Here is an 18,887-nt window from a genome sequence, read left to right on the forward strand (position 1 = left end):
ACAGGTTCGCGGTTGAAAGGCTCAGCATAGGGCGGCGCGAGGCTGGACGCGGGCGCGGTTAACCTTTGAACACACATAACTCAGCGGTGGCGCGGACCATTGCCAGTTGGCGCAACGGGTCGCGGCTGGCGGCCTGATTGGCCTGGGCCAGCCATTGCGGGCATTGGCGATCGCCGGCATGGGGGCTGAAGTCGGCCAGTTGCTGCAACAGGCGTTTTTGTAACTGATCAAGTTGTGGACGGATTTGTCCGGCCAGGTCCTGGCGCGGGGTGTCTGGCGCCCGACCTTGCAGGTGCCAGCTGGACAGCTTGGCGTACTGCACCAGTTTGTTGGCTTCGATCTGGGCGGCGAAGAACTGCCCAACCCTTTCCTCGCTCAGGTGATAGGTGGCGGCCTGGGCTGTGGCGCCGGCAATTACCTGCTGTTCCCGAGGCCGGTCCTCCACCGCCTTGTGGCTGTCCCATTTGCTCAGGGCCACCTGATCGGCAATGGCCAGGCGTTCGCCGATGCTGCCGAGCAACGGGGCGAGAGCAGCGGGGGCTTCGGTGGCGCAGGCGGCTGTGGTGAGCAGGCTGCAGGTGAGGGCGAGGCACAAGTTGAGGCGCAAAGTCATGGGCGGGCTCGGCAGATAAGAGAAGGGCGGCGCCCATGATGCACGCAACCACCCCGGGCCTGGCAAATGCGCGGGCATAAAAAAGGCCTCCCGAAGGAGGCCTCTTGATCACGCGGCTTGCGCCGACGCTACCGGATCAGCAGCTGTAGTACAGCTCGTATTCCAGTGGGTGTACGAAGGTACGGACCTTGATCTCTTCTTCGCTTTTCAGGGCGATGTAAGCGTCGATGAAGTCGTCGCTGAAAACGCCGCCTTTGGTCAGGAACGCACGACCTTTGTCCAGCTCTTCCAGGGCTTCTTTCAGGCTGCCGCAAACTTGTGGGATCTCTTTGGCCTCTTCAGGCGGCAGGTCGTACAGGTTTTTGTCAGCGGCGTCGCCAGGGTGGATCTTGTTCTGGATACCGTCCAGGCCGGCCATCAGCAGAGCAGCGAAGGCCAGGTATGGGTTGGCAGCCGGGTCCGGGAAACGGGCTTCGATACGGCGGGCTTTAGGGCTCGACACGTAAGGAATACGGATCGAAGCGGAACGGTTGCGTGCCGAGTAGGCCAGCATCACCGGGGCTTCGAAGCCTGGAACCAGACGCTTGTAGGAGTTGGTGGCCGGGTTGGTGAAGCCGTTCAGAGCCTTACCGTGCTTGATGATGCCGCCGATGAAGTACAGAGCGGTATCGGACAGGCCGGCATAGCCTTCGCCAGCGAAGGTGTTCTTGCCGTCTTTCCAGATCGACATGTGCACGTGCATGCCCGAGCCGTTGTCACCGTACAGTGGCTTAGGCATGAAGGTGGCGGTGCGACCGTAGGCGTCGGCCACGTTGTGCACGACGTATTTCAGGGTCTGGGTTTCGTCGGCCTTCTTCACCAGGGTGTTGAACTTGACGCCGATTTCGTTCTGGCCGGCAGTCGCCACTTCGTGGTGGTGAACTTCAACGGTCAGGCCCATTTCTTCCAGTGCGTTGCACATGGAGGTACGGATTTCGTGGTCGTGGTCGAACGGTGGAACCGGGAAGTAGCCGCCTTTGACGCCTGGACGGTGGCCCTTGTTGCCGCCTTCGATGTCCTGGTCGGACATCCAGGAACCTTGTTCGGAGTAGATCTTGAACATGGAACCGGAGATGTCGGACTTGAATTTCACTTGGTCGAAGATGAAGAACTCTGGCTCTGGACCGGCGAATACGGTGTCGCCGATGCCGGTGGCTTTCAGGTGCTCTTCGGCGCGCTTGGCAATGGCGCGTGGGTCGCGGTCGTAACCTTGCATGCTCGAAGGTTCGATGATGTCGCAGACCAGGATCAGGGTCGGTTCTTCTGTGAACGGGTCCAGCACGGCGGTTTCGTCGTCCGGCATCAGGATCATGTCGGAGGCTTCGATGCCTTTCCAGCCAGCAATGGAGGAACCGTCGAACATCTTGCCGGATTCGAAGAAGTCTTCATCCAGCGCATCACGGGCCGGCATGGTCACGTGATGTTGAGTGCCCTTGGTGTCAGTGAAGCGCAGATCAATCCATTTGACGTCATGATCTTTGATGAGTTGAACCGACTTCGACATAGTGTCCTCCGGGTGGCTTCGGGCTTGGTGTTGGAGTGCCCTTAGAATGTGGGTGATGCCGGCGCGAATACTCTGCCATGGCAACCTGCCTCACAAGGGAGCAAATTGCATGCCAGTGCCCCGAGATGGGTTTTCTGCCCCAAAATCACGCTTTCTGCGGCGGATTTGGCGTAATGCCGGCATTTGGCGCACTGCAATGTAGCGTCTTCTTTGATAAATGACCTGTTTTGGTGCACCTAAAACCTTATGCACATTAATTGGTTAAACCTTGAGCAATTTCCGCTATAATCCGCGCCCCCCTTTTTCGGCTGGCCCAGCGCGCGCAGTTTTCATGAAACTAATCGTTAAAGTTTTCCCGGAAATCACCATCAAGAGCCGCCCGGTACGGATGCGTTTCATCCGTCAGTTGGCCAAGAACATCCGTGCCGTGCTCCGCGATCTGGACCCGGCCGTGGTGGTCAATGGTGTGTGGGACAACCTCGAGCTGGAAACCGCCCTCAGCGAGCCCAAGGCCCTGAAGGAGCTGACCGAGCGCCTGAGTTGCATGCCCGGCATCGCGCATTTCCTGCAGGTTGACGAGTACCCGCTGGGCGACTTCGACGACATCGTTGCCAAGTGCAAGCAGCACTTCGGCGAGGCCTTGCCCGGGAAGATTTTCTCGGTGCGCTGCAAGCGTGCCGGCAAGCATGAATTCAGCTCCATGGACGTGGAAAAGTACGTCGGCAGCCAGCTGCGTCGGCAGTGCGGTGCCGCCGGCATTTCCCTCAAAGAGCCGGAAATCGAAGTGCGGATGGAAATTCGCGACCAACGGTTGTTCGTGATCCACAGCCAGCACAACAGTATCGGTGGCTACCCGCTGGGCGCCCTGGAACAGACCCTGGTGCTGATGTCCGGCGGCTTCGACTCCACGGTCGCCGCTTATCAGGTCATGCGCCGTGGCCTGATGAGCCACTTCTGCTTCTTCAATCTGGGCGGCCGTGCCCACGAACTGGGCGTGATGGAAGTCGCGCACTATATATGGAAGAAGTACGGCAGCTCCCAGCGGGTGCTGTTCGTCAGCGTGCCGTTCGAGGAAGTGCTCGGGGAAATTCTCGGCAAAGTCGACAACAGTCATATGGGCGTCATTTTGAAGCGTATGATGTTGCGTGCCGCCTCAAGCATCGCCGACCGTCTGCACATCGATGCACTGGTGACTGGCGAGGCGATTTCCCAGGTGTCCAGCCAGACGTTGCCCAACCTGTCGGTGATCGACTGCGTGACCGAGAAGCTGGTGCTGCGCCCGCTGATCGCCAGCCACAAGCAGGACATCATCGACCTGGCCGAAGAGATCGGCACCGCCGACTTCGCCAAGCACATGCCGGAGTACTGCGGGGTCATCTCGGTGAACCCCAAGACCCATGCCAAGCGCCATCGCGTCGAGCATGAAGAGAAAGAATTCGATATGGCGGTGCTCGAGCGTGCGATCGAGCGGGCCAAGCTGGTGCCGATCGATCGGGTGATCGACGAGTTGGGCCAGGATTTGCAGATTGAAGAAGTCAGTGAGGCGCTGGCCGGTCAGATCGTCATCGACATCCGTCACCCGGATGCCCAGGAAGACGACCCGCTGGAGCTTGCTGGCATCGAAGTACAAGCGCTGCCGTTCTATGCATTGAACGCCCGCTTCAAGGAACTGGACCCTACGCGCCAGTACCTGCTGTATTGCGACAAAGGCGTCATGAGTCGCCTGCATGCTCACCATCTGCTCAGTGAGGGACATGCCAATGTGCGCGTTTATAGACCGAGCTAAGTGCCCGGGGATGTTCGCCTGTGGCTTGCGTCACCGGCCCCCCGACGCCGCCGTCCAGCTGTAACGGCCAGGCCTGACTCTATTGTTAATCGCTGCCAGCATTTGTCAGCACACCGAATCCTCTGATCGAGATACACAAGTGATCGAAAATCTACGCAACATCGCCATCATTGCCCACGTTGACCATGGTAAGACCACCCTGGTAGACAAACTCCTGCGTCAATCCGGCACCCTGGAGCGCAACGAGCTCAACGACGAGCGCGTGATGGACTCCAACGACCAGGAAAAAGAACGCGGTATTACCATCCTGGCGAAAAACACCGCCATCAACTGGAACGGCTACCACATCAACATCGTGGACACCCCGGGCCACGCCGACTTCGGCGGCGAAGTTGAGCGCGTAATGTCCATGGTCGACTCCGTGCTGCTGCTGGTCGACGCTCAAGACGGCCCGATGCCGCAAACCCGTTTCGTGACCAAGAAGGCGTTCGAAGCCGGCCTGCGTCCAATCGTGGTAATCAACAAGGTTGACCGTCCGGGCGCGCGTCCTGACTGGGTTCTGGACCAGATCTTCGATCTGTTCGACAACCTGGGTGCCACCGAAGAACAGCTGGACTTCAAAGTCGTCTACGCCTCGGCCCTGAACGGCATTGCCGGTCTGGACCACACCGAAATGGCTGAAGACATGACCCCGCTGTACCAGTCGATCGTCGACAACGTGCCAGCGCCAAGCGTTGACCGTGACGGTCCGTTCCAGATGCAGGTTTCCGCTCTGGACTACAACAGCTTCCTGGGTGTGATCGGCGTTGGCCGTATCGCTCGCGGTCGCGTCAAGCCCAACACCCCGGTTGTGGCCATCGACGTCAACGGCAAGCGCCGTAACGGTCGTATCCTCAAGCTGATGGGTCACCACGGCCTGCACCGTGTAGACGTTGAAGAAGCCGCTGCTGGCGACATCGTTTGCATCAGCGGTTTCGACGAGCTGTTCATCTCCGACACCCTGTGCGATCCGACTGTTGTCGAAGCGATGAAGCCACTGAGCGTCGACGAGCCAACCGTTTCCATGACCTTCCAGGTCAACGACTCGCCATTCTGCGGTAAAGAAGGCAAGTTCGTGACCAGCCGTAACATCAAGGAACGTCTGGACAAAGAGCTGCTGTACAACGTTGCTCTGCGCGTTGAAGAAGGCGACTCGGCTGACAAGTTCAAGGTTTCCGGCCGTGGTGAGCTGCACCTGTCGGTACTGATCGAAACCATGCGTCGCGAAGGCTTCGAGATGGGCGTTGGCCGTCCTGAAGTGATCATCCGTGAAGTGGATGGCGTGAAGCAGGAACCGTTCGAAAACGTCACCATCGACATCCCTGAAGAATCCCAGGGCAAGGTCATGGAAGAGATGGGCCTGCGTAAGGGCGACCTGAGCAACATGGTTCCGGATGGCAAGGGCCGTGTACGCCTGGAATACAACATTCCAGCCCGTGGTCTGATCGGTTTCCGTAACCAGTTCCTGACCCTGACCAACGGTGCAGGCATCCTGACTTCGATCTTCGATCGCTACGCTCCGATGAAGTCCGGCCACATGTCCGGCCGTCAGAACGGCGTCCTGGTATCGGTAGAAACCGGCAAGGCCCTGACCTACTCCCTGGAAACCCTGCAGGCGCGCGGCAAGCTGTTCGTCGAGCACGGCCAGGAAATCTACAACGGTCAGATCGTTGGTCTGAACAGCCGTGACAACGACCTGGGTGTGAACCCAACCAAGGGCAAGAAGCTCGACAACATGCGTGCTTCGGGTAAAGACGAAACCATCGCCCTGGTTCCACCTGTTCGCTTCACCCTGGAACAGGCTCTGGAATTCATCCAGGACGACGAGCTGTGCGAAGTGACTCCTAAGTCCATCCGTCTTCGCAAGAAGATCCTGGACGAAGGCGAGCGTACCCGCGCTGCCAAGAAAGCCAAGAACTGAGTCTTTAGTTCCGGCTGAATGAAAACGCCCCCGGTCGCGAGACCGGGGGCGTTTTTTTTCGCCTGGAGAAAACCTGTAGCCGCTGCCGAGCCTGCGAGGCTGCGACCGGGCGCGCAGCGGCCGTCAACCCAGGCGGCGCGTAGTGCCTGAGCTACCGTGCTGGCCGTCTTGCGGCTGCCTTGCAGCCGTTCGCAGCCTCGCGCTGCTCGGCAGCGGCTACAGCAGCGTTAGCTGCGGTGGGAGGTGGGCAGCCTTAGCAGCCTGAAGGGCAGGGGATCAGAAACGTTCCAGGGTTCGACTGCTGGTATTGGTCGGGCGCTCCTGGGGCTTGGGCTTGTAGGCGCAGTAGCCCGGGCGCGGGCCGATCTTCGGGTGGTTGCGGCAGGTGTCCGGGCGCTTGTCATAAATGGTGCACAGGCGACTTTTACGATCCAGATACAGGCAGTCGTTGTTGCTCATGCGCTGCAAGGTGAAGATTTCCGACTTCTGGTTGTAGCGCTCGACGATGCCTTCTTTCTGCAGGCGCTTGGCAATGTTCTTCGCCGGTTCGCCGCGCTCGAATTCGTCGACGATACCAATGCGGATCAGGTCCTTGATCTTCACTTCCACCGGCAGGGTGCAGCAGCTGGACATGCAGGAACCGCACATGGGCGCGGTGTATTTGGCCCAGGTATCGAGACGGTCGATTTCCGCGGCGGCGATCAGATTGGACTTCATCAAGGTGGTGCTTCCGGCATGTTCCAGGGCGCGCGATCATACCGGGACTGGTGGATTTTTGAACGACTTTAGGTCGGATTTTTCTTGTGTGCCTTGCGATTAGTCCCTGGCGGCACGGCATCTGCATCTTTTTCCCCTGCAGGCGCGCAAGGCTCTCTCGTGAGTCGAGGCATTTGAGACAGCGCCGAACCAGAGCCTTCGCTCCGTGTCAGACCGACTAGGCTCAGACCATTCCATGCTCACTGTGTATCTCGTCAGAGGTCGTATCGATGACTCAGGAATCCCTTGTTCGTGACGCTGAGGTGGCCGCCTTTCGCGAAGCCGTCTTGACCAAACTCACCTACGCGGTTGGCAAAGACCCGGATCACGCCTTCGACCACGACTGGTTCGAGGCCATTGCCCTGGCGGCGCGGGACCATATGGTCGATCACTGGATGGATCACACGCGACAGATGTACCGCAAGGGTCAGAAGCGGGTGTATTACCTGTCCCTGGAGTTCCTGATCGGTCGCTTGCTGTTTGACAGCCTGAGCAATCTTGGTCTGCTGGACGTGGCCCGCGAGGCCCTCACCGATCTGGGGGTGGACCTGGAACGCATCCGCCTGCTGGAGCCCGATGCGGCACTGGGCAATGGTGGCTTGGGGCGCCTGGCGGCGTGTTTCATGGAGAGCATGTCGACCCTGGGCCTGGCCGGTCACGGCTACGGTATCCGTTACGAGCACGGCCTGTTCCGCCAGGCGATTGTCGACGGCTGGCAGCAGGAGCAGACCGAACACTGGCTGGATTTCGGCAACCCCTGGGAGTTCGAGCGCCCCGAGGTGATCTACTCCATCGGCTTTGGCGGTAGCGTCGACAGCGTGACCGACGAAGCGGGCAACATTCGCCAGGTCTGGCGGCCGGTGGAAACCGTCAGGGCGGTGGCCTATGACACCCCGGTGGTGGGCTGGCGTGGGGCCAGCGTCAACACCTTGCGTCTGTGGCGGGCCCGGGCCATGGAGGATTTGCACCTGGAGCGTTTCAACGCCGGTGACCACCTGGGGGCGGTGGCGGAAGTGGCCCGGGCCGAGAGCATCTCCCGGGTGCTGTACCCGGCCGACAGCACCGAGGCGGGCCAGGAACTGCGTCTGCGCCAGGAGTACTTTTTCGTCTCGGCGTCGTTGCAGGATTTGCTGCGGCGCCACAAGAACATGCACGACTCGGTGCTCAGCCTCGGCGAGCACGCGGCCATCCAGCTCAATGACACCCACCCGTCGATCGCCGTGGCCGAGCTGATGCGCCAATTGGTGGACCTGCACGGCAGCGCCTGGGATGCAGCGTGGCAGGTCACCGTGCAAACCCTGTCCTACACCAACCACACCCTGTTGCCCGAGGCCCTGGAAACCTGGCCGGTGGGCCTGATGGAACGCATGCTGCCGCGGCACATGCAGATCATCTATTTGATCAACGCCCAGCACATCGACTCGTTGCGGGCCAAGGGCATGCACGATTTCGACGTGCTGCGGGCGGTGTCGCTGATCGAGGAAGACAACGGCCGCCGGGTGCGCATGGGCAACCTGGCGTTCCTCGGCTCCCACAGCGTCAATGGCGTGTCCGGCCTGCACACCCAGCTGATGCGCAGCACGGTGTTCTCCGAGCTGCACAAGCTGTACCCGGAGCGGATCAACAACAAGACCAACGGCATCACCTTCCGCCGCTGGCTGTATCAGGCCAACCCGCAACTGACCGAAATGCTGGTGGACGTCCTGGGCCCCGAGCTGCTGGACAATCCCGAGGCGCTGCTACTGGGGCTGGAACCCTTCGCCGAGAAAGCCGCCTTTCGCAAGCAGTTCGCCGAACAGCGGCTGCACAGCAAGCGTGCTTTGGCGGCGATCATCCATGAGCGCCTGGGCATCGCGGTCAACCCGGCGGCGCTGTTCGATGTGCAGGTCAAGCGTATTCACGAGTACAAGCGCCAGTTGCTCAACCTGCTGCATACCGTGGCGCTGTACCAGGCGATCCGCGCCGAGCCGGAAACCGATTGGGTGCCCCGGGTGAAGATCTTTGCCGGCAAGGCGGCCGCCAGTTATCACCAGGCCAAGCTGATCATCAAACTGACCAACGACATCGCCCGTACGGTGAACAGCGACCCGACTGTACGTGGCTTGCTCAAAGTGGTGTTCCTGCCCAACTACAACGTCAGCCTGGCGGAAAGCATCATTCCCGCCGCCGACCTGTCGGAGCAGATCTCCACCGCCGGCTTCGAGGCTTCGGGCACCAGCAACATGAAGTTCGGCCTCAACGGCGCCCTGACCATCGGCACCCTGGATGGTGCCAACGTCGAAATGTGCGAGCAGGTGGGCGCCGAACACATGTTCATCTTCGGTCTCAGCGCCCAGCAGGTGGAGGCCCGCAAGCGCAATGGCGAATTCAGCGCGGTGCCGGATATCGCCGCCTCCCATCGGCTCAGCGATGTGCTGCAGGCGATTCGTGGCGGGGTGTTCTCCCCGGATGATCCGTCGCGTTACACCGGGCTGATCGATTCGCTGATCGACTACGACCGGTTCCTGGTCTGCGCCGATTTCGATGCCTACTGGAGTGCCCAGGCTCGGGTCGAGGAGCGTTGGCACGACGCCAAGGAATGGTGGCGTTCGGCGGTGCTCAACACGGCGCGCATGGGCTGGTTTTCTTCGGACCGGACCATCCGTGAATACGCCACGCAGATCTGGAAGGCGCTGGAGTGAGGCGTTTGGGAGAATTCTCAAACTGTGCATAAGGCCCAACGTTTGTTGGGTCGGGTCGATATACTGAGCGCCGATTTTATCTCCCGGATGGTGTCTTTCGGGCCACGCTCGGCTTCCAATCGGGGACAGACCTTCGCCGGCAAGACGGCGCCTACAATCTCCGTAGGGGCCGGCTTGCCGGCGAACGCGTCAACACAGCTGTACCTGTCCTTTAGTGGACCGCTTAGGGATATCGACACATGCAATGGATGTTCATGCTGTTGGGGTTGGTGCTGGGGTGGATCGTTGATGAGTCCATCAGTGATGCCCTGATCGGTGCCCTGCTGGGCCTGGCTGTCGGCCTGGCCATTCGCTTCGGCGCCCTGCATCGTCAGGTTGTCGACCAGCACCGCGAGCTGGAACAGGCGAAAAAGGCCCTGGCCACCCTGGGCCAGCGTCTTGCGCTGCTGGAAAGCAACGCTAGCCCCGCCGCCGAACCTGCGGCCGCCCCCCTGGTCAATGCCCCGCTTGCCGAGGCTCGCGCAGGCACGAGCGCCGCGGCGGAACGCGAAGACCTGCCTGAATTCATTCTTGATGAAGTCCAGCCTGTGGAGCCGGCTGCTCCCGAGCTGGTCTGGGAACTGCCCGCTGCGGTGCGTCCTGCCGCGGCAATCCAAACCAGCCAGCCGCTGCCGGAGTCGGTCTGGCAACCCGGGCCCCAGGTGGCGTCCCGGGAGCCACAGCCAGCTGCCGCCCCTGTGGACCTGCAACCGAACCTGATCGAGCGCGCCATCAGCGGTGCACGCAACTGGCTGTTTGGCGGCAACACCGTGCTGCGGGTCGGCGTGGTGCTGTTGTTCCTCGGCCTGGCCTTCCTCCTGCGCTATGCCACCGAAGGCATGGTGGTGCCCATTGAATTGCGTTATGCCGGAGTGGCGGCCAGCTCCCTGGGCCTCTTGGGGCTGGGTTGGTGGCTGCGGCGACGCAACAGCAATTACGCGCTGATGCTCCAGGGCACCGGCATCGCCGTGCTCTACCTGACGGTGTTCGCGGCCATGCGCCTGCATCCGTTGCTCGACCCTTCTGCGGCTTTGGGCCTGCTGGTGGCCGTGACCGTGTTTTCGGCGATCCTGGCCATTACCCAGGATGCCCTGGGTCTGGCGGCGGCCGCCGCCCTGGGCGGTTTTGCCGCGCCCATCCTGACGTCCACCGGCGCCGGCAGCCATGTGGCGCTGTTCAGCTACTTCGCCCTGCTCAATGCCGGCATCCTCGGCATTGCCTGGTTCAAGGCCTGGCGCCTGCTGAACCTGATCGGCTTTGTCGGCACCTTCGGCATCGGTTTCGCCTGGGGCCTGCGCTCCTATGCCCCGGAGCTGCTGTGGAGTACCGAGCCGTTCCTGATCCTGTTCTTCCTCATGTACCTGGCCATTGGCCTGCTGTTCACCCGGCGCAAGCTGCTGGAAATGACCGATGCTCCGGCGGACGCTGATCGTCAGGCGCTGCTGCACTGGTCCGCACGCAAGGGTGACTACGTCGATGGCAGCCTGCTCTTCGGCCCGCCGTTGGTGGCTTTCGGTTTGCAACTGGCGCTGGTCCGGCATCTGGAGTTCGCGGCGTCTTTCAGTGCCCTGGCCCTGGGCTTGATCTACATGGTCCTGGCGCGGGTGCTGATGGGCGGTCGCGCCCTGTTGCTGGGGGAAACCTGCCTGGCCCTGGGGGTGATTTTCGCCAGCCTGGCCATTCCGTTGGGTCTGGATGCGCGCTGGACGTCCGCGGCCTGGGCCGTGGAGGGCGCGGGGATCTTCTGGCTCGGCCTGCGTCAGCAGCGGCCATTGGCCCGGGCCTTCGCCTTGCTGTTGCAGGTGGGCTCGGCCCTGGCTTTCCTCAGCGAATTGAGTCCCGGGAACACCAGCCTGCTGGCCGGTGCGCCTTTGGGGGCATTGCTGCTCGGTGGCGCGTTGCTGTTCAGCTTCGACCAACTGCGACGGGCCGATAAGTCCTTGCCTTCGACCTGGGAGCAGGGCATTGCGCCGCTCTTGGGGGTGCTTGGGCTGGGTTTCCTGTATCTGCTGGCGCCCTTGTTCTTCTTCACCCAGGGCACGGCCATCAGTTGGGCCCTGGCCGGGCTGGTGACCTTGTGGGTCGGCCTGCGCCTGCAATCGCGGGCCTTCCTGTTCACGGCATTTGGCGTCCAGTTGCTCGGCGGGGCCTTGTTCCTGATGCGCCTGCAAGGGGCGGACGGCGACGCCAGCGCGGTCTTCAGTGCCGGCTGGAGCGGCCTGATGAGCGCCTCGCTGATTGGGCTGGCGCTGATTGGCGGCATGCTCCTGGCCGCCCGCAATGACATGGTGCGCAACGACCCGCGCTTGTTGCGGGGGCTGTCGGTGGTGCTGCTGGCGGGCTTGATGATGATCAACCTGGCGGTGCTGTTTGTGCTGCCTTGGCGTACCGCCAGTGGGGTCTGGGCCGCCAGCGGGCTGTTGATCATCTGGCTCAGCCTGTACTTGCAGCAGCGGGCCAGTTTTGTCTTTGGCCTGGTGCTCCAGGTGATTGGCGGCAGCACCTTCCTGCTGGCCGGCTCGGACTGGTATTTCGTGGCGGTGGCGGACGCTGCGCGGCCCCTGGCCAATGGCGACTTCTGGACGCCGATGGTCCTGGCCCTGGCGGCGCTGGTAGGGGCCTGGCGCTTGCAGCGGGGCCATCATGGCTCGGCGTTCAATGCCTTGAGTCTGGGGCGCCTGTCTGACCTGTTGTTGGCCTGGGGGGCTTGCTGGTGGGCCTTTACTTGGCTCAAGGAGGTACTGCGTTTCGCCCCGGCCCATTGGCAGGCGAGCCTGTTGCTGCTGATCACCGCCGCCAGCGTGCTGCTCTGCGCGCTGCTGGCGGTGCGCCTGCAGTGGAAGTCCCTGGGGCTGGTGTGCAGCCTGCTGATACCGGTGGGCGCCCTGGTGCTGCTGGCGGCTTGGGCACCGCGTTATCACCCGGCGGCGGATCTGGGCTGGCTGGCCTGGACCCTGCTGTTTGCCGTGCACTTCTTCAGTCTGCGGCGCCTGGCGGCATGGCTGCCGACGCGGGTCCTGAGCATCGCCCATGTGCTGGGTTGCTGGCTGCTGCTGGGGGTGTTGGCGCTGGAACTGCGCTACGCCTTGCTGCTGTTGTCCGAGCAGTACAACGCCTGGCGCTGGCTGGGCTGGGCGATCCTGCCGAGCCTGTACCTGGTGGCCATGGCCACGCCGCGCCATTGGCCGTGGCCGGTTGCCGCGCATTCCAGGGAGTACCGCCTGTATGCCGCGCTGCCCCTGGCGGTGTTGATGCTGGGCTGGTTCTGGCTGGCCAATACCTTCAGCGACGGCCGTGCCGAGCCGTTGCCTTACTTGCCGCTGCTCAATCCCCTGGAGCTGGGGCTGCTGTTTGCCCTGTTCGGGGTGTATGTGTGGTCCCGCAGCGCGGTGCAGGTGCTGGCGCTTCGGAGCGATTACGCCGAGCGCGGCGCCCAGTTGGTGGCGGGGGTTTCCCTGTTCGCCTTCTTCACTGTGCTGGTCATGCGCGCTGCTCACCATTGGAGCGGCGTGCCGTTCCAGGCGGATGCGTTGCTTGAGTCGATGATGGTCCAGGCCGGGCTGTCCATCGTCTGGACCCTGATTGCCCTGGGCTTGATGATTGGCGGGCATGTGCGCCATCGCCGTGAAGTCTGGCTGATCGGCGCGGCGTTGATCGCCGTGGTGGTGGCCAAGCTGTTCCTGGTGGAGTTGAGCAACCGTGGCGGGCTGGCGCGGATCGTCTCTTTCATCGGGGTCGGTGTGTTGTTGCTGGTGGTGGGTTATTTCGCCCCCTTGCCGCCCAAGCGGGTCGAGGCCGAGCCTGAAGCCGGCAAGCCCTTGAATGAAGGAGTGTCGTCTTGAGTCAGAAGTTGAACCTGGGCTGGTGGGGGGCTGCGGGCCTGTGTGTGGCACTGTCCGCCGTGGCCCAGGACAAGCCCGGGGACTTCAAGTCCCAGGTGCCCTTGACCCTGAGCGGTGAAGGCCCCTGGTACCGCCTGGAGCTGCCGCTCGCCGTGCAGCTCCAGGCCAGCCAGACCGATCTGCGGGATGTTCGCGTGTTCAACGCCGCCGGCGAGCCCCAGGCCTATGCCGTGGCCCGTCAGCAGGCGCAGACTCGCGAGCAGCGCAGCCTTGCTGATGTGAAGTGGTTCCCGCTGTACAACTCGGCGCAAGCTGGCGACAGCATCCCCAGTGTGCGGGTGCAGTCCAACACCAATGGCACGCTGGTGGAAGTGCAGCCGGCCACTGAGTTGGAGGCGGGTGAAGAAGTCCTGCGAGGCTGGTTGCTGGATGCCAGCGCCATCAAGGCGCCGCTGCAACAACTGGTGCTGGACTGGACCAGTGAGCGCGACGGTTTCCAGCGTTTCAGCATCGAGGCCAGTGACGATCTGCAGCACTGGCAATCCTGGGGAGAAGGCCAGGTGGCACGGCTGTCGTTTGCCGACGAGCGGGTCGAGCAGCATGAGGTGGCTTTGCCCGGGCAGTCGGCACGCTACCTGCGCTTACTGTGGAACACCCCGCAGGCGGCGCCGGTGCTCATTTCCGCGCAGTTGCAGAGCAGCACCACCAGCAGCCTGCCGTCGCCGCTGGTGTGGTCGCAACCGCTGGGCGGCACGGCCGCCAAGGCCGGTGAGTACAGTTGGCAGTTGCCCAAGGGGCTGAATGTCGAGCGCGTGCGGGTCGAGCTCAAACAGGCCAATAGCTTGGCGCCCGCAACATTGTACGGACGCCGTGAGAGCAGCCTGCCCTGGCAGCCCCTGAGCAATGGCCTGCTGTACCGCCTGACCCAGAATGGCCAGGACGTGCAGCAGAACGAACTGCAATTGCCGGGGCAGACCGTGCAGCAGCTCAAATTGACAGTGGATGAGCGTGGCGGCGGCCTGGGCGTCGAGGCGCCGACCCTGCAATTTGCCGTGCGCGGCACGCAACTGGTGTTCCTGGCTCGTGGCGCCGGGCCCTATACCCTGGCGCTGGGCAACCCGACCGCAACAGCGGCCAACCTGCCGTTGGCCACCCTGATTCCTGACTACAGTCCGCAGCGTCTCAAGGAACTGGGCCAGGCCAAGGTCGAAGGCGAGGCGCAATTGACGACGTCCACTGCGGCGTCGCCGGACGTCGCCGTGGCCAGCGGGCCGGACTGGAAAAAAATCGGCCTGTGGGCGGTGCTGCTCCTGGGGGTGCTGGCATTGGCCGGCATGGCCTTCAGTCTGCTGCGCAAGCCGGCGGTCAAATCCTGAGCGGTTGCGGGGATGGCAGAGGGCGCTGTGGCCAGTCATGCCTGGGGTTTTGTGGCTACGCTGAAACCGGTGCCTGAACTCTATCTGCCGGTTCCCTGTCTGAGAGGAGGAAATGCGCCCCGACTCGCGTTAAACTGCGCGGGTTTTTAGTCCCCCATTCCTCCGGAGCCTTCCATGTCCCGCGTTACCCTGAGTCGCTATTTGATTGAGCAGACCCGCAGCAACAACACTCCTGCCGATCTGCGCTTCCTGATCGAAGTGGTGGCGCGTGCTTGCAAGGAGATCAGCCACGCTGTGTCCAAAGGCGCCCTGGGTGGTGTTCTGGGCAGCATGGGCACGGAAAACGTGCAGGGCGAAGTGCAGAAGAAGCTCGACGTGATCTCCAACGAGATCCTCCTGGAAGCCAACGAATGGGGCGGTCACCTGGCCGGCATGGCGTCCGAGGAAATGGACAATGCCTACCAGATCCCGGGCAAATACCCGAAAGGCGCCTACCTGCTGGTATTCGACCCGCTGGACGGTTCGTCGAACATCGATATCAACGCGCCTGTTGGCACCATCTTCTCGGTGCTGCGTTGCCCGAACGAGTACCTGAGCCAGAACGAAGCCTTGAACGAAAAGGCCTTCCTGCAGCCGGGCACCCAGCAGGTTGCTGCCGGTTACGCCATCTACGGCCCGCAGACCATGCTGATCCTGACCCTGGGTCATGGCGTCAAGGGCTTCACCCTGGACCGTGAAATGGGCAGCTTCGTGCTGACCCACGAAGACATCAAGATCCCGGAATCCACCCAGGAATTCGCCATCAACATGTCCAACGAGCGTCACTGGGAAGCCCCGGTCAAGCGCTACGTGAGTGAGCTGCTGGCCGGCGACACCGGGCCACTGAAAAAGAACTACAACATGCGCTGGGTGGCGGCCATGGTCGCCGACGTGCACCGTATCCTGACTCGTGGCGGCTTGTTCATGTACCCACGCGACAGCCGCGAGCCGGAGAAGCCGGGCAAACTGCGGCTGATGTACGAAGCCAATCCGATGTCCTTCCTCATCGAACAGGCTGGCGGTTCTTCTACCGACGGTCGCCAGCGCATCCTCGACATTCAACCCGAAGGCCTGCACCAGCGTGTTGCCGTATTCCTTGGTTCCAAGGAAGAAGTGGCTCGTGTGACGGGCTACCACGAGGAGTAAGACATGGCCGCGCCCTGGCAGCCTCTGCTTGATTGGTGGTTCGGTTCAGCCGAAAAGCCGGCAGAGGTGGTCGCTGCCAAGGGCAGGCTGTGGTTTGGCAAACGCGACAGCCAGGACCTCGAAGCGCGCCAGCGCTTTGGTGGTCTGGTGGAGCAGGCACTGGCTGGCGGATTGACCGAGTGGACGCAAAGTCCCCAAGGTTGGCTGGCCCTGGTGCTGTTGCTCGATCAGTTGCCGCGGATGATCTATCGCGATACGCCCAAGGCGTTCTCCGGCGATACCCGTGCCCAGGCACTGGTGGCGCAAGGCATTGCCGCGGACCTCGACCGGCGCTTGCCGGCCATGCAACGCAGCTTCATCTACCTGGTGTTCGAGCATTGCGAGCACCTGGCGGTGCAGAACGAAGGGGTTTCCCGCTTTGCCGCCCTGCACGACGAACAACCGGAGGAAGATCGTCCGGTGTTCGCCGATCAGCTGGACTACGCCGAACGGCACCAGAAAATCATTGCCCGCTTCGGGCGCTTTCCCCATCGCAACGCCATCCTCGGTCGTGAGTCCACTGCCGAGGAGCTGGCTTTCCTGCGCGAGCCTGGTTCGCGTTTTTAAGCGCGCTTTCGCCGGCAAGCCGGCTCCTACGGAAGAGTGGTAGGAGCCGGCTTGCCGGCGAAGTTGCTCCTCAGATACGGAAGCTGCCCACCAGGTGCTGCAGGCGCTTGGCCTGTTGTTCCAGGTCGGCGCAGGCGCGCAGGGTGGCTTGCAGGTTTTCCACCCCTTCCTGATTCAGGGTGTTGATTTCGGTGATGTCGACGTTGATCGATTCCACCACCGCGGTCTGCTCCTCGGTGGCGGTGGCCACCGACTGGTTCATGCCGTCGATTTCGCCGATGCGCTGGGTCACGCTGCCCAGGCGTTCGCCGGCCTGGTTGGCGATGCCGACGCTGCTTTCGCTCTCACGCTGACTCTCGGTCATGGTGCCCACCGCTTCACGGGCGCCCACTTGCAGCTCCTCGATCATTTTCTGCACTTGCTGCGCCGAATCCTGGGTGCGGTGGGCGAGGTTACGCACCTCGTCCGCTACCACCGCGAAACCGCGTCCGGCCTCACCGGCGCGAGCCGCTTCGATGGCGGCGTTGAGGGCCAGCAGGTTGGTCTGCTGAGAAATGCTGGTGATGACTTCGAGGATCTGCCCGATGTTCACCGTGTTGCTGTTGAGGGTCTCGATGTTGTCGCAGGAGCTGCTGATCTTTGCCGACAGCTGATGCATGGCGGCGATGGTCTGATCCACCACTTGCTGGCCGTCTTGCGCCAGGCTGCGGGCCTCGCTGGAGTGCTGCGAGGCGAGGGCGGCGTTCTGGGCGATTTCCTGGGCGGCGGCGCCCAGTTGGTTGATGGCCGCGGCCACGCTGCTGGTGCGCGAAGCCTGTTGGTCGGAGTTGAACATCGACGAGTTGGAGGCGGCGACTACGCGCAGGGCCACTTCGTTGACCTGGCCGGTGGCCGAGGACACTTCGCGGATCGAACTGTGGATGCGTTCGACGAAACGGTTGAACGACACCCCCAGGGTGCCGAATTCGTCGTGGCCATGGATCACCAGGCGTTTGGTCAGGTCGCCTTCGCCTTCGGCGATGTCGTGCATGGCCCGGCCCATCACGTGCAGCGGCTGCATCAGGATGCGGATCAGCATGCCCAGCAGGCTGATGATGATCACCACCGCGATCAGCATGGCGATGATCGCCGAGGTGCGAAATTCACTGAGCACGGCGAAGGCGGTGTCCTTGTCCAGGACCAGGGCCACGTACCAGTCGGCCGAGGGCACGCCGTTGACGTGGGTGAAGGAGATGAACTGGGTCTTGCCGTTCAGCTGCACTTCTTTCAGGCCGGGGCTGATGCTCGGGGCACCCGCGGGATAGGCTTCGGCGAGGCTCTTGAGCACCAGTTTGCTGTCGGGGTGGATGAGGATCTTGCCGTCGGCGCTGACGATGAAGGCCTGGCCATGACCGCCGAAGTTCAGCGAGTTGATGATGGCGCTGATGCTCGACAGGTCGATATCGGCGCCGGCCACGCCGATCATCTGGTTCTGATGCTGCACCGGGGTGGCCACGGTGATCACCAGTTTGCCGGATGAAGCGGCGATGTAGGGTTCGGTGACGATGGTCCGTTGCGCGCCGGTGGCCGCCTTGTACCAGCCGCGGGCGCGGGGGTCGTAGTCGGCGGCGCGATTGCCGGCCGGCACCGAAAACATCACGCCGTCCTGGCCGCCGAAGTAGCTGAGCTGGAAGTTGCTGGTATAGGCAGGCAGGCCGACGCTGCGTTTCAGGCTCTCGGCGCCGTTGCCGTCCACGGCGATCTGCTGGGCCAGAGACTGCAGGAGCTGGATGCGGCTTTCCAGCCAGGTCTGGATATTGCTGGTGGTCAGGCTGCCCAGTTCCTGCATGGTGGACTCGGTGCTGCTGCGCAGGGCCTCACGCTGTCGGTAGTCATTGAACAGAATAAAACAGGCGAACGCGACGGCCACCACAAGGGCGGCGGCAAGCAGGATCTTGTGGCTGAATTTCATATTGCTGGTCATTAAGTGAACTACCGCGATGGGCTGGTCAACGAGGGGCGTCAATTTGCCACAGTGGAGGGCTTTGCGCTGCAGTTATGTCGACTGGCTATTACTGAAGATGAGGCCTCGTGGAGAAAAACCGACGAACAGCAGGGCAAGGCGAAAAGGTCTTTGATTTACCGGGAAAATGCCCGGAGCACCGGGCAAGAAATACCCGGCCGAGCGGGGAACCAGAAGGGGGTTTTCTCTTCTAAGCTTCTGGTTGGCTGACAGGCCTTCCCCCTTTCGTCCAGGAGTTCACCATGTCCCTGCGTTCTCTCGCTCTGTTGTCGTTCTGCGTGCTGCTGGCTGCGTGCAGCAAGGTCAATCAGGAAAACTATTCCAAGCTCTCGACGGGCATGCCCAAGGCCGAGGTTGAACAACTCCTGGGCAAGCCGACTGACTGTTCGGGCGCGCTGGGCATGTCCAGCTGCACCTGGGGCGACAAGAACAGCTTTATCAGCGTGCAGTATGCCGGTGACAAGGTTCTGATGTTTTCCGGGCAAGGCCTGAAGTAAA

General features: G+C 62.3%; 13 protein-coding genes and 1 pseudogene. 9 read left to right on the forward strand and 5 right to left on the reverse strand.

Features of this window, described 5'->3' with window-relative positions; translation table 11 throughout:
• Positions 1-58: 58 nt before the first annotated feature.
• Both WIN67_RS01915 and glnA read right to left on the reverse strand, forming a co-directional pair.
• Positions 59-613, reverse strand: coding sequence for a chorismate mutase (locus tag WIN67_RS01915; protein WP_339070565.1), 555 nt, complete (start codon positions 611-613; stop codon positions 59-61).
• A 136-nt stretch (positions 614-749) separates the two neighbouring features.
• A complete protein-coding gene (gene glnA / locus WIN67_RS01920; protein ID WP_016965623.1) occupies positions 750-2,156 on the reverse strand; it encodes a glutamate--ammonia ligase in 1,407 nt (468 codons plus the stop codon).
• A 331-nt stretch (positions 2,157-2,487) separates the two neighbouring features.
• Between glnA and thiI the strand changes: the two genes are divergently transcribed.
• Both thiI and typA read left to right on the forward strand, forming a co-directional pair.
• Positions 2,488-3,942: a tRNA uracil 4-sulfurtransferase ThiI gene (thiI, locus tag WIN67_RS01925; protein ID WP_102862749.1), complete on the forward strand. Its 1,455-nt coding sequence runs from the start codon at positions 2,488-2,490 to the stop codon at positions 3,940-3,942.
• A 139-nt stretch (positions 3,943-4,081) separates the two neighbouring features.
• Positions 4,082-5,902 carry a translational GTPase TypA gene (typA, locus tag WIN67_RS01930; RefSeq protein WP_025130242.1) on the forward strand — a complete coding sequence of 607 codons (1,821 nt, stop codon included), beginning with the start codon at positions 4,082-4,084 and terminating at the stop codon, positions 5,900-5,902.
• Between the two features lie 276 nt (positions 5,903-6,178).
• Here typA and WIN67_RS01935 read toward each other — a convergent pair whose 3' ends face one another.
• Positions 6,179-6,622, reverse strand: a complete 444-nt coding sequence (locus WIN67_RS01935; RefSeq protein ID WP_170002055.1) for a YkgJ family cysteine cluster protein — start codon at positions 6,620-6,622, stop codon at positions 6,179-6,181.
• 266 nt (positions 6,623-6,888) lie between these two features.
• On the opposite strand from WIN67_RS01935, the gene WIN67_RS01940 reads away from it, so the two are divergent.
• The 5 genes from WIN67_RS01940 to WIN67_RS01960 all read left to right on the forward strand — a co-directional run bounded on the left by WIN67_RS01940 (position 6,889) and on the right by WIN67_RS01960 (position 16,387).
• On the forward strand, positions 6,889-9,339 hold the full coding sequence (locus tag WIN67_RS01940; protein WP_339070566.1) for a glycogen/starch/alpha-glucan phosphorylase: 2,451 nt from the start codon (positions 6,889-6,891) through the stop codon (positions 9,337-9,339).
• 239 nt (positions 9,340-9,578) lie between these two features.
• Positions 9,579-13,220 (forward strand): DUF2339 domain-containing protein, encoded by a 3,642-nt coding sequence (locus tag WIN67_RS01945; protein WP_339070567.1) that lies wholly within the window; start codon positions 9,579-9,581, stop codon positions 13,218-13,220.
• Positions 13,217-14,596, forward strand: coding sequence for a DUF3999 domain-containing protein (locus WIN67_RS01950; protein ID WP_339070568.1), 1,380 nt, complete (start codon positions 13,217-13,219; stop codon positions 14,594-14,596). Before WIN67_RS01945 ends, WIN67_RS01950 begins: the two co-directional genes overlap by 4 nt.
• Positions 14,597-14,770: 174 nt before the next feature.
• On the forward strand, positions 14,771-15,781 hold the full coding sequence (locus tag WIN67_RS01955) for a class 1 fructose-bisphosphatase (protein ID WP_123391557.1): 1,011 nt from the start codon (positions 14,771-14,773) through the stop codon (positions 15,779-15,781).
• Between the two features lie 3 nt (positions 15,782-15,784).
• On the forward strand, positions 15,785-16,387 hold the full coding sequence (locus tag WIN67_RS01960; protein ID WP_253084295.1) for a DUF924 family protein: 603 nt from the start codon (positions 15,785-15,787) through the stop codon (positions 16,385-16,387).
• Between the two features lie 70 nt (positions 16,388-16,457).
• Here the strand turns inward: WIN67_RS01960 and WIN67_RS30980 are convergent, their stop codons facing one another.
• Both WIN67_RS30980 and WIN67_RS30985 read right to left on the reverse strand, forming a co-directional pair.
• Positions 16,458-17,222 (reverse strand): methyl-accepting chemotaxis protein, encoded by a 765-nt coding sequence (locus WIN67_RS30980; RefSeq protein ID WP_371826192.1) that lies wholly within the window; start codon positions 17,220-17,222, stop codon positions 16,458-16,460.
• Positions 17,223-17,315: 93 nt separating this feature from the next.
• A pseudogene (locus WIN67_RS30985) lies at positions 17,316-18,350 on the reverse strand (HAMP domain-containing protein); the annotation flags it as partial.
• 3 nt (positions 18,351-18,353) lie between these two features.
• Between WIN67_RS30985 and WIN67_RS01970 the strand changes: the two are divergent.
• Positions 18,354-18,599, forward strand: a complete 246-nt coding sequence (locus tag WIN67_RS01970; RefSeq protein WP_339070570.1) for a hypothetical protein — start codon at positions 18,354-18,356, stop codon at positions 18,597-18,599.
• Between the two features lie 32 nt (positions 18,600-18,631).
• Positions 18,632-18,886, forward strand: coding sequence for a hypothetical protein (locus tag WIN67_RS01975; RefSeq protein ID WP_339070571.1), 255 nt, complete (start codon positions 18,632-18,634; stop codon positions 18,884-18,886).
• Position 18,887 lies beyond the last annotated feature (1 nt).

The sequence above is a fragment of the Pseudomonas idahonensis genome, from assembly GCF_037903935.1.
Lineage (GTDB): Bacteria > Pseudomonadota > Gammaproteobacteria > Pseudomonadales > Pseudomonadaceae > Aquipseudomonas > Aquipseudomonas danubii.

What these genes read in the sequence shown, in the direction of transcription:
- WIN67_RS01915 (WP_339070565.1), bottom strand. Translation starts at nt 613, where the DNA reads ATGACTTTGCGCCTCAACTTGTGCCTCGCCCTCACCTGCAGCCTGCTC.
- glnA (WP_016965623.1), bottom strand. Translation starts at nt 2,156, where the DNA reads ATGTCGAAGTCGGTTCAACTCATCAAAGATCATGACGTCAAATGGATT.
- thiI (WP_102862749.1), top strand. Translation starts at nt 2,488, where the DNA reads ATGAAACTAATCGTTAAAGTTTTCCCGGAAATCACCATCAAGAGCCGC.
- WIN67_RS01940 (WP_339070566.1), top strand. Translation starts at nt 6,889, where the DNA reads ATGACTCAGGAATCCCTTGTTCGTGACGCTGAGGTGGCCGCCTTTCGC.
- WIN67_RS01945 (WP_339070567.1), top strand. Translation starts at nt 9,579, where the DNA reads ATGCAATGGATGTTCATGCTGTTGGGGTTGGTGCTGGGGTGGATCGTT.
- WIN67_RS01955 (WP_123391557.1), top strand. Translation starts at nt 14,771, where the DNA reads ATGTCCCGCGTTACCCTGAGTCGCTATTTGATTGAGCAGACCCGCAGC.
- WIN67_RS01960 (WP_253084295.1), top strand. Translation starts at nt 15,785, where the DNA reads ATGGCCGCGCCCTGGCAGCCTCTGCTTGATTGGTGGTTCGGTTCAGCC.
- WIN67_RS30980 (WP_371826192.1), bottom strand. Translation starts at nt 17,222, where the DNA reads ATGTTCAACTCCGACCAACAGGCTTCGCGCACCAGCAGCGTGGCCGCG.
- WIN67_RS01975 (WP_339070571.1), top strand. Translation starts at nt 18,632, where the DNA reads ATGTCCCTGCGTTCTCTCGCTCTGTTGTCGTTCTGCGTGCTGCTGGCT.